The sequence below is a fragment of the Pseudoduganella sp. jia 9 genome, assembly GCF_055502615.1.
The window spans coordinates 18,925-33,151 of record NZ_JBUPWE010000018.1; the positions used below are offsets into that span (position 1 = coordinate 18,925).

The window sequence follows — 14,227 nt, forward strand, 5'->3', positions numbered from 1 at the left end:
TGAACTGCCATTAAATTCGTCCATTTTGGGGTTAAATAATGATGAATCACAAACGGCTCCGGCTTACGCAGATCGCGCTGAGCCTGTCCATCGCACTGGCAGCGGTACCGGCCATCGCTCAGAATACGACCTCCGCCATCGGCGGTCGCATCTCGGGCGCCGACGGCAATCCTGCCTCCGGTGCGCAGGTCAGCATCCTGCACGTGGAGTCTGGTTCCGTCAGCAACGTCACAACCGATGCCCAGGGCCGCTACGTTGCCCGCGGCCTGCGCGTGGGTGGTCCGTACACGATCACGATCACGCAGAACGGCGTGACTGAAAAGCGCGAAGGCGTGTTCATCGCGCTGGCCGAAACGGCTGCCGTCGATGCGCAGCTGGGCCAGGCGATGCAGACCGTGACCGTTACCGGCACCAACGCACGCAATGACCGCTTCTCGAAGACGGCAATGGGTACCGGCACCAATATCGGCCCGACGGAACTGGCCATCCAGGCGTCGATCAACCGCAACCTGCAGGACTACGCACGCACCGACCCCCGCGTGTCGCAGACCGACAAGGAGCGTGGCGAAATCTCCGTGGCCGGCCAGAACAGCCGCTACAACTCGCTGACGATCGATGGCGTGGCCGTGTCCGATACGTTCGGCCTGGAAGCTTCCGGCTCCCCGACCGCGAAGCAGCCGATCTCGATCGAAGCGATCCAGTCGGTGCAGGTCAACGTCGCCAACTACGACGTGACGCAGAAGGGCTACACGGGCGGCAACATCAACGCCGTGACCAAGTCCGGCACCAACGACGTGAAGGGCAGCGTCTACTACGTCTTCCGTAACGACAAGACCGCTGGCGAGCGCTTCAACCAGACCGATGGCACCTACTACGATCCGGCCCCGTTCAAGGAAACCACCAAGGGTGCAACCGTCGGCGGCCCGCTGATCAAGGACAAGCTGTTCATCTTTGCCAACTACGAAAAGCTGGAATCGACCCGCGCCGCGCCATCCTTCGGCCCGATCGGCAGCTCGATGACCAACGTGGGCGTGACGCAAGCCGCCATCGACCAGGCGCAACAGATTGCCCAGAGCACCTACGGCCTGGACATCGGTAGCTCCCAGGTTCCTGGCGGTACGATGCTGGCAGTGACCGACAAGCTGCTGAAACTCGACTGGAACATCAGCGACGACCATCGCGCCATGTTCCGCTGGTCCAAGACCGAGCAGACCGAGCCGTTCTTCTCCGGCCTGAGCGCCACCGGCATCTCGCTGAACTCGCAGTGGTACCAGCAGAACAAGGTCATCGAGACCAAGGTTGCCCAGCTGACCTCGGACTGGTCGCCGACGTTCTCGACTGAAATCAAGCTGTCGACGCGCGACTACGACAGCGTGCCGACCGTGAACGCGATGCTGCCGACCGTCGGCCTGCGTTTCTCCGGTCCGCTGGCTGCCGGCGCGCCAGCCGGCCTGTCCACCGCTAACCGCTTCGTCAACTTCGGTACCGACAACAGCCGCCAGCGCAATGTGCTGGGCACGAAGACGGACGACGTCTACGTGGGCGGCAACCTGCTGCTGGGCGACCATGAAGTGAAATTTGGCGCCGACTACCAGAAGAACGAAATCTACAACGCGTTCCTGCAGAACGTGTACGGCAACTACACGTTCGCCTGCCAGACCGGCATCGGCTACGATTTCCTGGGCGGCGCAAACCTGGCTTCGTGCACGAACAGCGCAAGCGAAGTGCAGCAGGCCGTGCTGGAGAACTTCCGCCGTGGCCGTCCGGTGTCCTACCAGACGCAGGTGGCCAACGCCGGCTACTCGCTGGAAGATGCCGTGGCCCGCTTCACGATGAAGAACACCGGCGTGTTCGTGCAGGACACCTGGACGGTGACCCCGCGCCTGACCGTGATGGCAGGTGTCCGCCTGGACAAGATCGACGTGCCTGAACGTCCGCTGGCCAATGCCGCGCTGGCGGCAGCACCGGGTGCGCTGAACGCCGCCGGCCGCGCCACGGGTGGTTTCGGCATCGACAACGCCAACACGTTCGATGGCCAGAAGCTGTGGCAACCGCGCGTCGGCTTCAACTACAGTGCGGACACCAAGCGCCGCACGCAGATCCGCGGTGGCGCCGGCCTGTTCCAGGGTGCCGCCATGAGCGTCTGGCTGGGCAATCCGTTCCAGAACGCCGGCGTGGCAACGTCGACGATCGGTTGCGGCATCAGTGGCTTCGCCAACTGCGCCACCACCGGCGGCGTGTTCAGCGCGGACATCAACAACCAGCCGCGCTTCACGGGTACCCCGTCGGCCGCCTCGGTGGACGTGCTGGCCGCCGGCCTGCGCCAGCCTGCCGTGTGGAAGATGAACCTCGCCGTCGATCATGAGCTGCCTTGGTACGGCATGACGGTCGGCGCGGAATTCCTGAAAACGGATGCACGCGACGCGATCTACTACCGCAACCTGAACATCGGCGACGCCACCCGCACCGGTACCGACGGCCGCTCGCTGTATTACACGCCGCAGGGCTTCAATACGGCATGCTGGGATGCCAGCGGCAACAGCATCACCAGCGGTGCATGCAGCACCTCGCGCACCCGTGCACAGTCGAACCAGGCATTCGCCAACGTGCTGGTTGCCACCAACACGAAGAAGGGTGGCAGCAGCGTGGCTACCCTGCAGCTGAGCCGTCCGATGAGCGCCGGCTGGGCATGGAATGCGGCCTATACGTACACCGAATCGAAGGAAGTGTCGCCGCTGACGTCGTCGACCTCGAACTCGAACTGGTCGGGCCGTTCCGTGTTCAACCCGAACGAGGACGTGGAAGCCAACTCCAGCTACCTGGTGAAGGATCGTATCAGCGGTTCCGTCAGCTTCCAGAAGCGCTTCTTCGGTACCTATCGCACCACGATGGGCGTGTTCTATGAAGGCCGTTCCGGCAAGCCGTACAGCTGGACGTTCAACAACGACGCCAACGGCGATGGCCTGGGCGGCAACGACCTGATGTACATCCCGACGGCATTCGGTGCCGGCGAAGTGGTGTTCAAGGGCGACACGGCCACCAGCCACGCCAACGAGGAGCGCTTCTGGGCGATCGTCGACCAGTACCGTGGCCTGCGCAATTCGGCCGGCGGCGTCGTCAAGCGCAACAACAGCTTCTCGTCGTGGACCAACAACTTCGACATGCGCATCTCCCAGGAAGTGCCGGGCCTGTGGCAAGGCCACAAGGGCGTGTTCACGCTGGATATCCTGAACGTGGGTAACCTGCTGAACAAGAAGTGGGGCCGCATCGAGGAAGTGGGCTTCCAGTCCGCCGGCGCGCAAGCCCGTTCGTTCGTCGACGTGGTGGGCCTGGATGGCCAGGGCCGCTACATCTACCAGATGCGCGACAAGGTGGAAGACCTGACCGTGCGCCAGGAAAAAGGCGAATCGCAGTGGGCCCTGCAGGCCACCGTGAAGTACGAATTCTGAGGTTCGTGCAAGCTTAGCTTGACTTGAAGCCGGTGCAGTACGAGCCGGCCAAAAACCGGCACAAGTGCCGGTTTTTTTCATCTGTAACACAAGGTATCAACGCGTCGGCCGCGCTGTTTTTGCCCGGCAGTCGTCGGTACAATACACGGTCGCGTTCCACACCTTTTCCATGAAACTTACACTGCATACTCTCGCCCTGGCGGCGGCGCTGACCGCGCTCGCCGGGTGCGCAACGCCGCCTTCCAACCCGGCGGCGACCGAGATCAACCTGGTCGCCATCAACGACCTGCACGGCAACCTGGAAGCCACCAAATTCACCTACAGCGGCACCGGCGACAAGTCGCCGCGCACCGTGATGGCCGGCGGCATCGACACCATCGCCGGCGCGCTGCAGCAATGGCGGCGCGAAGACAGCGAACTGCTGCTGGTCGGCGCCGGCGACATGATCGGCGCCAGCCCGGCGCTGTCGGCGATGTGGGCCGACGAGCCGACCATCGCCGCGCTGGACATGCTGGGCCTCGCCGTCACCTCGGCCGGCAACCATGAATTCGACGGCGGGCGCAAGGAACTGCTGCGCCAGCAGCACGGCGGCTGCGATTCGCCGCGGCCGGACAAGGCCTGCAAGTTCGACGCGCAGTACGGCGGCGCGAAGTTCGGCTACCTGGCGGCCAATGTCGTCGAAGCGAACAGCGGCAGGACGATCCTGCCGGCCTACCGCATCCTCGAATCCAAGGGCGTCAAGATCGCCTTCATCGGCGCCGTGCTGAAGGAAACCGCCGACGTGGTGGTGGCTTCCGGCATCGCCGGCCTGCGCTTCACCGACGAAGCCGATGCCGTCAACCGCCTGCTGCCGGAACTGCGCGCGCAGGGTGTCGGCGCCTTCGTGGTGCTGATCCACCAGGGCGGCCGCACCGAAGCGCCGTTCGACCAGCAGTATTGCAACAACCTGGAAGGCGAGATCCTGCCGGTGGTGAAGCGGCTCGACCCTGCCATCAGGCTCGTGATCAGCGGCCATTCGCACAAGGGCTACCTGTGCAAGGTGGGCAATACGGTCGTCACGCAGGCGCAGATGGGCGGGCACATGCTGTCGCGCATCAAGCTGATGGTCGACCGGCAGACCGGCAAGGTCGTCGACGTCGACGCACGCAACGTCGTCATCGAGCAGGGCGCGTATCCGTCCGAGCCGAAGGTGGCCGCTTACCTCGACAGCGTGCGCGAGCGCAGCAACCGCGAACTGGCCAGGCCGGTCGCGCGTATCGCCGTGCCGGCCGTCACGCGCGGCGGCGACGAAGGCGACGAATCGGCGCTCGGCAACCTGATCGCCGATGCCACGCTGCTGGCGGGCCGGCCGTTCGGAGCGCAGATCGCGTTCATGAACCGCGGCGGCATCCGCCGGGCCCTGGAAGCGGGCGCCGGCAACGTGGTCACGAAGGGCCAGGCCCTGGCCACGCTGCCGTTCGGGAACACGCTGGTGGTGATGGACATGACCGGTGCGCAGATCCGCACGCTGCTGGAGCAGCAGTGGGTGGCGGACAAGGTGCACGTGCGCGGCCTGCTGCAGGTTTCCGAAGGTTTTACGTATCGCTACGATGCGGGCCGGCCGGAAGGTTCGCGCGTGCTGGACGTCACCCTGAACGGCACCCCGCTGGACGACAGCGCGACGTACCGCGTGGCCACCAACAATTTCCTGGCCGGCGGCAACGATGCATTCCCGATGTTCGCCAACGGCACCAACCGCGCCGAAACGGGTATCCGCGACGTCGATTCGCTGAACGACTACCTGGCGCGCCGCGACGCGGAGGGCAAGCCGGCGGGCCTGGCGCCCGATCGGCCGCGCATCCAGCGCACCCAGGCCCCATGACAAGGAACCGATGATGAAACGACTGATCCTGTGCGGCGTGCTGGCCGCGTGCTTCGGCAGCGCCCATGCCGACTTCCGCATTCCCGGCTTCGAACTGGTGCAGACCGCACCGGTGGAAACCACGCTGGCGAACGCCGATCTGCGCGATCCCGTCACCGTCTGGTGCGAGCTGTTCGACAACGCGAAGAACGACATCGCGATCGGCCAGTTTTATGCGGCCAGCAAGCCGGGTGCGCCGTTTGAGAAAGTGATCGAGCGCCTGGCGGCGGCCGGGCAGCGCGGCGTGAAGATCCGCTTCCTGATGGACAAGAAGGGCGTCGGCCTGTCCGATGCCGCCACGCTGGAGCGGCTGCGCGCGATCCCGAACCTGGAACTGCGCATCCTCGATTTCAGCCAGCTGACGGGCAATGGCATCATCCACGCCAAGTACGTGCTGGCCGATGGCAAGCGGGCCTTCGTCGGCAGCCAGAACTTCGACTGGCGCGCATTCACGCACATCCATGAAACCGGCCTGCTGGTCGACGATGCCGCGATCGTCGCGCAGATCAAGGCGATCTTCGAGCAGGACTGGAGCGCGCAGGCGCGCCTGGCGCAAGGCGGCAAGGTGGCACCGCTGCAGCAGAAGTCTCTTGCCGCTCCGGCCACGCTGCTGGCGCAACCGTCGTATCTGCTGGCCAGCCCGGCGGCCTACAACCCGCCCGGCGTCGCCGATTCCGAGACCGGCCTGCCGGCACTGCTGGCCGAGGCAAAGGAGGAAGTGCGCGTGCAGCTGCTCGACTACGCACCGCTGTCGTATGGCCCGAACGGCACGCGGCCGTATTACGCCGTGGTCGACAACGCCGTGCGCGCGGCCGCCAACCGTGGCGTGAAGGTCAAGCTGATGGTGTCGAACTGGAACCTCGAGCACAAGACCCTGCCGTACCTGAAAAGCCTGGCCGTGCTGCCGAATGTGGAAATCCGCGTCGTCACCTTGCCGAAGGCATCGACCGGCTTCATCCCGTTTGCCCGCGTGATCCACTCGAAGACGATGGTCATCGACGGCAAGCTGGCATGGGTCGGCACCAGCAACTGGGCGGGCGGCTACTTCGACCTGTCGCGCAATCTTGAAATCGTGATGCGCAACGAGCAGATGGCGCGGCGCATCGCCGCGCTGCAGGAACAGGTGTGGAGCTCGCCGTATGCGCAGCCGCTCGACATCAACAGGGACTACCCGAAACCACAGAAAGCTTCAGAACAATGAAACGACTTGCATGCATGCTGGCGCTGGCCGGCGCCTTCGCCACCGTCGCGCCGTCCTCCGCCCTGGCATGGGGCAACGACGGCCACCGCGCCGTGGGCGCCATCGCCGCCAAGCTGCTCAAGGGCAGCGTCGCCGAGCAGCGCATCGCCGCGCTGCTGCTGCCGGGCGAAACGCTGGAATCGATCGCCGTCTGGGCCGATTGCGTGAAGGGCACGTGGTGCGGCCCGCAGACGCCGGAAATGCAGGCCTACGTGGCCGCCAATCCGAAGCACTCCGAATACCACTACACCGACGTGCCATTCCAGCTGAGTGCCTACCACGACCACGCGCCCGGCACGTTCGAGGACGACATCGTGCAGACCCTGAAGTCGGCGATCCTGGTCCTGCAGGGCAAGGACACACCGGAGTCCAACCCGCACAAGTTCACGCCGCGCCAGGCGCTTCTCGTCGTGGCCCACCTGGCCGGCGACATCCACCAGCCGCTGCACGTGGGCGCCGCCTTCGTCAGCAAGGATGGCCGCTTCGTGGTGCCGAAGACGCACGCCGAGATCGACGAACTGAACATCTTCGATTCGCGCGGCGGCAACAACCTGCTGCTCGACGACGCGCTCATCGCGTCGATCGGCAACCGGCACATTCCGCCCGGCGCCCCGCCGAAAACGGGTGCGAGCGCGCCGAAGACAAAACCGTTCCACTCGTACTGGGACACCACCGTCGTCGACTACGCCTTCCGCCGATCCAGCACGCGCACGCCCGAACAGTTCGCGCAGTACGCCATCGACAGGAAGCCGGCGGTACCCGTCAACACCGGCGACGCGGCCACCTGGCCCTACCAGTGGGCCAACGATTCGCTGGCCGTATCGAAACTGGCGCACATGGACGTGACCCTGGGTGCCGCCACCACGCAGACGTCGAAGAGCAGCGGCACCAGCTACAAGGTATGGGCCCTGAACGTGCCGGACGACTACCCGGTGCCATCGTCCGCGCTGGCGCGGCAGCAGCTGGTCAAGGGGGGCTACAACCTGGCCGCGCTGTTGAAGGAGATCTGGCCGGAGGTGTAATCCAAATCCGGTGGCTGCGTGAGGGGCGTGGAGCATGCTCCACGAAACCCCATCAAGCCACCGGTCTTCGTTTTATGCCAGCGTCACCTCGATCCCCATCTCCCGATAAGGCAGCAGCAGCGCGTCATCCACGCCGCGGTTGACGATGATGTGATCCACGGTCGCCAGCGGCGCGATCTGGAACGGCGCCGCGGTGCCCAGCTTTTCAGGCGACGCCAGCACCACCGTGCGCTGCGCATGCGCCGACAGCGCGCGCTTCATCGCGGCCTCGTCGAAATCCCCCGTCGTGATGCCGGCCTCCGGGTCCAGGCTGCACACGCCCATGAAGAACAGGTCCGCACGGAACTGGCCCACCGCTTCCACCGCCGCGGCACCCATCGCCACGATCGAGTGCTTGAACAGGCGGCCGCCGATGATGATCACGTCCACTTCCGGGTGCCCGACCAGCTCCACCGCCACCGACGGGCTGTGCGTGATGACGCTCGCGCGCAGGTCGCGGGGCAGGGCGCGCGCCAGCTGCACGGCGGTGGTACCGCCGTCGATGAACACTACCTGGCCCGGCCGGATCATTGCCGCGGCCGCGCGCGCAATGGCCGGCTTGGCATCCGTCGACAGCTTTTCGCGTACCGCGAAATTGCCCTGCGCTGGCGAGGCAGGCAGGGCGCCGCCGTGCACGCGCTGCAGCAGTCCTTCCTTTGCCAGCTCGCGCAGGTCGCGCCGAATCGTATCCTCGGACAAGCCCAGCGATTCGCTCAGGGTCTTGGCGACGATCTGTCCTTCTTCCTTCAGGAGGCGGAGCAGCAGCTCCTTGCGCTGGCGGGTCAGCATTGCACGATTTTCCTTGAAATTGCACGAGATCGCATGATAGCCTAAAAAAGAACATTGAACATGCAAAGGAGCGATCATGCACGTGCGTATCCGCGAAGTCCGGACCCTGGCCGACGACTGGTACCTGCTGAAGAAAACCACGTTCGACTACCGCCGGCGCGACGGCAGCTGGCAGACGATGTCGCGCGAAACCTACGATCGCGGCCACGGCGCCGTGATCCTGCTGTACAACCTGGCCCGCCGCACCGTCGTGCTGGTCCGGCAATTCCGCTTTCCCGCCTACGGCTACGGCGGCACCCATGACGGCTACCTGATCGAAGCGCCCGCCGGCCTGCTGGACGCCGCCTCGCCCGAAGAACGCATCCGCGCCGAAGCCGCCGAGGAGACCGGCTTCCATGTCGAGCATGTGCGGCGCGTCTTCGACGCCTTCATGAGCCCCGGCTCCGTCACCGAGCGGCTGCACTTCTTCGTCGCCGAATACGACGCCACCCATCGCGCCGACGATGGCGGCGGCGTGGCGGCCGAAGGCGAAGACATCGAAGTGCTGGAACTCGGCATCGACGACGCGCTGGCCATGATCGCCGACGGCCGCATCGAAGACGGCAAGACCATCATGCTGCTGCAGCACGCCGCACTGTTTTTGTTTCCCAAAACCGGGGTCTGACCCCGAATTTTAGAAATATTTCCAAAAACTGGGGTCTGACCCCGGTTTAAGGAAACACTGCGGCGAAAAAAAAGCCTGCGGGTTAAGCAGGCTTTCGGGGCAGGGCAGGGGACGCTTACCGTGACTTCACGAACGGCACGCCGATCGCCTTCGGTGCCACCGACTTGGCCATCAGTCCCGCCAGCACGATCACGGTGACGACATACGGCACCATCTGGATCAGCGCGCCAGGGATGCGGCCGACCACCGGCAGGTCGACGCCTTCCAGCTGGATCTGCACGGCGCCGAAGAAGCCGAACATCAGGCAGCCGAGGAAGGTGTAGAACGGCCGCCAGTTGCCGAACACCATGGCGGTCAGCGCCAGGTAGCCGGCGCCCGCCGACATGTCGCGCAGGAAGAAGCCGCTCTGCACGATCGCCAGGTAGGCGCCGGAGAACGAGCACAGGATGCCGGCGATCAGCATGGCCGCGTAGCGGGTACGTTCGACGGAAACGCCGGCCGCGTCGGCGGCATGCGGGTTCTCGCCGCAGGCGCGCAGGCGCAGGCCGAAGCGCGTGTGGTACAGCACCCAGTGCACCAGCGGCACCAGCGCGAACGCCAGGTAGACCAGGATCGTGTGGCCGCCCAGCAGCTGCGTCCAGATCCAGCCCAGCACCGGCACGTCGGCCACGGCCGCGCTGCCCGGCAGCACGATCTCCGACAGGCGCGCCTCGCCCAGGTCCGGCGTGCGGCCGCCCTGCTGGAAGAAGTACTGCGCCACCACGAACGTCAGCCCGCTCATCGCGATGTTGATGGCGATGCCGGCCACCAGCTGGTTGCCCTTCTGCGTGATGGCGATGGCGCCCTGCAGCAGCGCCAGTATCACGGAAGCGCCCATGCCGGCCAGGATGCCGTACCACGGGTTCTGCGTGGTGAAGGCGACGGCCGCCGAGACGAACGCCGAGGCGAGGATCTTGCCTTCCAGGCCGATGTCGACGACGCCGGAGCGTTCCGCGAACAGGCCGGCCATCGCCGCGAACAGCAGCACGGGCGAATTGCGCACGGTGGAGACGACGATGCTGCCGAGGTGGAGGTCTTCGAAACTCATGCTTGTTTCCCCTTGAGCAGTTTGGCCAGCGCCGGCGCATACAGGTTTTCCATCGCGCCGCAGAACAGGATGATCAGGCCCTGGATGAGAATCACCATCTCGGGCGGGATGTTCGGTTTTTCCAGCGACAGGTCGAAGCCGCCCTGGGTCAGCGCGCCGAACAGCACGGCCGACAGGAAGATGCCGACCGGGTGCTGGCGGCCCATCAGCGCAATCGCGATGCCGATGAAGCCAGCGCCGCCGACGAAGTTCAGCGACAGGTAATGCGTCGAACCCATGATCGAGTTGACGGCGCCCAGGCCGGCCAGCGCGCCGGAGATCAGCATCGTCACGATGATCATCGCCGAGATCTTCACGCCGGCGTAGTGCGCGGCATGCTGGTTCAGGCCCGTGGCGCGCAGCTTGTAGCCCCACGAGGAGCGCGACACCATCACGCCGTACACGGCCAGCGCGATGATGGCCAGGAAGAAGCTGATGTTGAGCGGCGTATCGCCCAGCACCGGCAGCCAGTCGGACAGGCGGGGCAGCTCGGCGCCCGGCGCAAATACGCGGCTGGCGGTATTCTGTTCGCCCGGCGGGATCAGGTACTTGACGATCACGAAGTTCATCAGCGAGGCGGCGATGAAGTTGAACATGATCGTGGTGACGACGATGTGGCTGCCCCGTTTCGCCTGCAGGTAGCCGGGAACGAAAGCCCACAGCGCGCCGAACAGCGCGGCGCCCAGCATGCCCGCGGGGATCAGCAGGTACCAGGGCAGGCTGGCGTCGAAGGCCAGCATGGCGATGGTCAGGCCCAGGCCGCCCAGGTACATCTGCCCTTCGGCGCCGATATTGAACAGGCCCGCCTGCATCGCCACCGAGACCGCCAGCCCGGTGAAGACAAAGGTCGACGCGTAGAACAGCGTGTAGGCCAGGCCTTCCGGATTGACCACCGCGCTGTTGACGAGGATCTGCATCGATTCGACGGGATCCTCGCCCAGCAGGTGGATCACCAGCGCGGTGACGAGCAGCGCCGACAGCAGATTCAGAAGAGGCAGGACGATGCCGGTTGCCCAGCGTGGCATATCGTTGGTTGTCATGACTTGTGCATCCCGCCCATCAGCAAGCCGATGCGGGTGGTATCGAATTCATTGATCGGCAGTTCGCCGGTGATGCGGCCGCCGCACATCACGAGGATGCGGTCGGCCAGCGCGCGTACTTCTTCCAGTTCCACCGACACCAGCAGGATCGCCACGCCGGCGTCGCGCAGGGCGAGCAGCTGCGTGTGGATCGCCTCGATGGTGCCGATGTCGACGCCGCGCGTGGGCTGGCCCACCAGCATCAGCTTCGGTTTGGCGAGCACTTCGCGTGCGATGACGACTTTCTGCTGGTTCCCGCCGGAGAGCAGGCCGATGCGCAGGTCCGGGTTCGGCGGCCGCACGTCGAATTCGCGCAGCAGGCCGGCGCAACGCTCGGCGATATGCTTGAAGTCGAACAGCCCCCAGCGGCCCTTGACGTGGTCCTGGTAGCCGAAGAAGGTGTTGTCCATCACGCTGAAATTCTTCACGACGCCGTCGCGCAGCCGGTCTTCCGGCACGTGGGCGATGCCCAGGTTGCGGAACACCCGCGGCAGGCCGTCGGCATCGTGGCGCTTGTAGGGCAGGGGGCTGCCTTCGAAGTCGGCGCTGCCGGCGGTGGGCAGGCGCATGCCGGACAGGATTTCCATCAGCTCGCTCTGGCCATTGCCGGAGACGCCCGCGATCGCGACGATCTCGCCGGCGCGCAGCGTGAAGCCGATGTCTTCCAGCAGCGAGACGCCGGCGCTGTCCTTCAGCGCCAGGCCTTTGACTTCCAGCACCGGCGCGCCCGGCTTGTAGGGGCCGCGCGGCAGGTTGTTCTCGATCGGCCGGCCCACCATCATGTTGGCCAGCGCTTCCTTCGACGTTTCCGCCGTCTGGACCGCGCCCACCACGCGGCCGCCGCGCATCACGGTCACGGTATCCGTGATGTCCATGATTTCCTGCAGCTTGTGGGTGATCAGGATGATCGTCTTGCCCTGTTCCTTGAACAGCCGGAGGATCTCGAACAGCGACGCGGTTTCCTGGGCGGTCAGCACGGCGGTCGGCTCGTCCAGGATCAGGATGTTGGCGCTGCGGTAGATCTGCTTGAGGATTTCCACGCGCTGCTGCGCGCCCACGGACAGGTCGTGGATCGTGGCCAGCGGATCGACATCGAGCCGGTAGCGTTCGCAGATCTCGCGCAGTTTGCGCTCCGCTTCGGCGCGGTGCGAAGCGAGGCGGAAACCGCCCTCGGTGCCGAGCATCACGTTGTCGAGCACGGTCATGTTATCGACCAGCATGAAGTGCTGGTGCACCATGCCGATGCCGAGGCGGATGGCTTCCTGGCTGGAGCGGATCTGGCATTCGCGGCCGTCGAGCAGGATGCTGCCGGCGTCGGCATGGTAATAGCCGTACAGGATGCTCATCAGCGTCGACTTGCCGGCGCCGTTCTCGCCCACCAGGCCATGGATGGCGCCCTTGGCGATCGCGAAGCTGACATCCGTGTTCGCCTTCACGGCGCCGAAGTGCTTGGAGATGCCGCGGAATTCAACAGCTGGCTGCATAGGAGTTTTCAGGTCGTGTTTTACTGAAAAACGCGCCGCGGAGCGGAGCTCCGGGCGCGTTCTTGTTTGTGATACCGGTAAATCAGGCCGGGCAGGCAGTGCCCGAGCGGATGTCGATGACCTTTGTCTTGCCGTCGATGATGTCCTTGCGGGCACCCAGCACGCGCTTTTCGATCTCCGGCGTGATCAGCTTGCGGTTGTTGGCATCGAGTGCCCAGTCCACGCCGCCTTCCTTGATGCCCTTGGCGGTGACGCCGCCCTTCCAGGTGCCGTTCTTCATCTGCATGAAGCTGTCGTACACGGCATTGTCCACGCGCTTGACCATCGAGGTCAGCATCGTGCCCGGATAAAGGTGGTTCTGGTTCGAATCCACGCCGATCGCCAGCTTGCCTTTTTCCTTGGCCATCTGCAGCGTGCCCATGCCCGAGCCGCCGGCCACGGCGAACACCACGTCCACGCCGCGCTCGAATTGCGAGCGGGCCAGTTCGCCGCCCTTGGCCGGATCGTTCCAGGCGGCGGCGGTGGTGCCGACCATGTTCTGCACGATCTCGGATTTCTTGTCGACGGACTTCGCGCCCTGCGCGTAGCCGCAGGCAAAGGTGCGGATCAGCGGAATGTCGATGCCGCCGATGAAGCCCAGCTTTTTCGACTTCGACGCCATCGCGGCGGCCACGCCCACCAGGTAAGAGCCTTCTTCTTCCTTGAACGTGATCGAATTCACGTTATTGCCCTGTGCCACGCCGTCGATCAGCACGAAACGCACGTTGGGGAATTCCTTGGCCACTTTCTGCACGGCCTGCGTCTGCGCGAAGCCGATCGAAGCAATCAGGTCGAGTTTCTTGCGGGCCAGGCCACGCAGCACCTGCTCGGCCTGGGTATCGGAAGAAGCCTGCACTTCGATGAAGTTGATGCCGGTTTCTTTCTTGAAGCGCGAAGCACCTTCGAAAGCGGATTGATTGAACGACTTGTCGAACTTGCCGCCTGCGTCATAGACGACGCCGAGTTTCGGATTGGCGGCGATGGCGCTCGCCGATACCGCAACTGCGGCGATCATCATGGAAAGTTGTTTGATTTTCATGAAAATGCTCCTGGAAGTCCGCTATTGTATAGTTTTTGCGAGCAAAAGACGTATCCCGCTGAGGCGGCGGCGTATGAAAGCCGCCTGTTTAGAGGCCTTGCTCGGCATTTGCCGGACCACCGCATTTTCCATTTCTTGCATTTTCTGCCACGGCATGGTTCCCCTGTTGGAATCGAACAACAGTTCATGGACGGCCCATGAGTAGCCCGCCACGCTCCGCCGCCGTTGTATTCGCTCCACTTCTGGCGTCGCGAAAGTGCCCCGAAATGATCGCTTCCTCTGGGGCAGCCTGGCGGCCGGAGCCGGGCTGACCGCACACTATTGCATGGCTGAGATATGTATGACAAATACCTTTTT

Annotated in this window: 10 protein-coding genes; 5 read left to right on the top strand and 5 right to left on the bottom strand. The window is 64.7% G+C overall.

Annotation, left to right across the window (positions count from 1 at the left end; genetic code table 11):
- The first annotated feature begins 38 nt into the window (after window positions 1-38).
- The 4 genes from ACY34H_RS22955 to ACY34H_RS22970 all read left to right on the top strand — a co-directional run bounded on the left by ACY34H_RS22955 (window position 39) and on the right by ACY34H_RS22970 (window position 7,611).
- Window positions 39-3,449, top strand: a complete 3,411-nt coding sequence (locus ACY34H_RS22955; protein WP_464979784.1) for a TonB-dependent receptor — start codon at window positions 39-41, stop codon at window positions 3,447-3,449.
- Between the two features lie 169 nt (window positions 3,450-3,618).
- Entirely contained in the window at window positions 3,619-5,310 is a 1,692-nt protein-coding gene (locus ACY34H_RS22960; protein ID WP_464979785.1) for a bifunctional metallophosphatase/5'-nucleotidase, read from the top strand.
- Window positions 5,311-5,323: 13 nt separating this feature from the next.
- Entirely contained in the window at window positions 5,324-6,550 is a 1,227-nt protein-coding gene (locus ACY34H_RS22965) for a phospholipase D-like domain-containing protein (RefSeq protein WP_464979786.1), read from the top strand.
- On the top strand, window positions 6,547-7,611 hold the full coding sequence (locus tag ACY34H_RS22970) for a S1/P1 nuclease (protein ID WP_464979787.1): 1,065 nt from the start codon (window positions 6,547-6,549) through the stop codon (window positions 7,609-7,611). The genes ACY34H_RS22965 and ACY34H_RS22970 overlap by 4 nt, the downstream gene beginning before the upstream one ends.
- 72 nt (window positions 7,612-7,683) lie before the next feature.
- Here ACY34H_RS22970 and ACY34H_RS22975 read toward each other — a convergent pair whose 3' ends face one another.
- Complete coding sequence (locus tag ACY34H_RS22975; RefSeq protein WP_464979788.1) at window positions 7,684-8,439, bottom strand: DeoR/GlpR family DNA-binding transcription regulator; 756 nt, start codon at window positions 8,437-8,439, stop codon at window positions 7,684-7,686.
- A 76-nt stretch (window positions 8,440-8,515) separates the two neighbouring features.
- On the opposite strand from ACY34H_RS22975, the gene ACY34H_RS22980 reads away from it, so the two are divergent.
- Window positions 8,516-9,103 carry an NUDIX domain-containing protein gene (locus tag ACY34H_RS22980; protein ID WP_464979789.1) on the top strand — a complete coding sequence of 196 codons (588 nt, stop codon included), beginning with the start codon at window positions 8,516-8,518 and terminating at the stop codon, window positions 9,101-9,103.
- Window positions 9,104-9,218: 115 nt separating this feature from the next.
- Here the strand turns inward: ACY34H_RS22980 and ACY34H_RS22985 are convergent, their stop codons facing one another.
- From ACY34H_RS22985 to ACY34H_RS23000, 4 genes are all read right to left on the bottom strand, one after another.
- On the bottom strand, window positions 9,219-10,190 hold the full coding sequence (locus ACY34H_RS22985; RefSeq protein WP_464979790.1) for an ABC transporter permease: 972 nt from the start codon (window positions 10,188-10,190) through the stop codon (window positions 9,219-9,221).
- The gene (locus ACY34H_RS22990; RefSeq protein WP_464979791.1) at window positions 10,187-11,269 is read right to left on the bottom strand and encodes an ABC transporter permease; all 1,083 of its coding nucleotides are present in this window, start codon (window positions 11,267-11,269) and stop codon (window positions 10,187-10,189) included. Before ACY34H_RS22990 ends, ACY34H_RS22985 begins: the two co-directional genes overlap by 4 nt.
- Complete coding sequence (locus tag ACY34H_RS22995) at window positions 11,266-12,792, bottom strand: ABC transporter ATP-binding protein (RefSeq protein WP_464979792.1); 1,527 nt, start codon at window positions 12,790-12,792, stop codon at window positions 11,266-11,268. The genes ACY34H_RS22990 and ACY34H_RS22995 overlap by 4 nt, the downstream gene beginning before the upstream one ends.
- An 82-nt stretch (window positions 12,793-12,874) precedes the next feature.
- The gene (locus ACY34H_RS23000; protein ID WP_464979793.1) at window positions 12,875-13,870 is read right to left on the bottom strand and encodes a BMP family lipoprotein; all 996 of its coding nucleotides are present in this window, start codon (window positions 13,868-13,870) and stop codon (window positions 12,875-12,877) included.
- Window positions 13,871-14,227: the final 357 nt, after the last annotated feature.

What these genes read in the sequence shown, in the direction of transcription:
- ACY34H_RS22995 (WP_464979792.1), bottom strand. Translation starts at nt 12,792, where the DNA reads ATGCAGCCAGCTGTTGAATTCCGCGGCATCTCCAAGCACTTCGGCGCC.
- ACY34H_RS22965 (WP_464979786.1), top strand. Translation starts at nt 5,324, where the DNA reads ATGAAACGACTGATCCTGTGCGGCGTGCTGGCCGCGTGCTTCGGCAGC.
- ACY34H_RS22985 (WP_464979790.1), bottom strand. Translation starts at nt 10,190, where the DNA reads ATGAGTTTCGAAGACCTCCACCTCGGCAGCATCGTCGTCTCCACCGTG.
- ACY34H_RS22970 (WP_464979787.1), top strand. Translation starts at nt 6,547, where the DNA reads ATGAAACGACTTGCATGCATGCTGGCGCTGGCCGGCGCCTTCGCCACC.
- ACY34H_RS22980 (WP_464979789.1), top strand. Translation starts at nt 8,516, where the DNA reads ATGCACGTGCGTATCCGCGAAGTCCGGACCCTGGCCGACGACTGGTAC.
- ACY34H_RS22955 (WP_464979784.1), top strand. Translation starts at nt 39, where the DNA reads ATGATGAATCACAAACGGCTCCGGCTTACGCAGATCGCGCTGAGCCTG.
- ACY34H_RS22960 (WP_464979785.1), top strand. Translation starts at nt 3,619, where the DNA reads ATGAAACTTACACTGCATACTCTCGCCCTGGCGGCGGCGCTGACCGCG.
- ACY34H_RS23000 (WP_464979793.1), bottom strand. Translation starts at nt 13,870, where the DNA reads ATGAAAATCAAACAACTTTCCATGATGATCGCCGCAGTTGCGGTATCG.
- ACY34H_RS22990 (WP_464979791.1), bottom strand. Translation starts at nt 11,269, where the DNA reads ATGACAACCAACGATATGCCACGCTGGGCAACCGGCATCGTCCTGCCT.
- ACY34H_RS22975 (WP_464979788.1), bottom strand. Translation starts at nt 8,439, where the DNA reads ATGCTGACCCGCCAGCGCAAGGAGCTGCTGCTCCGCCTCCTGAAGGAA.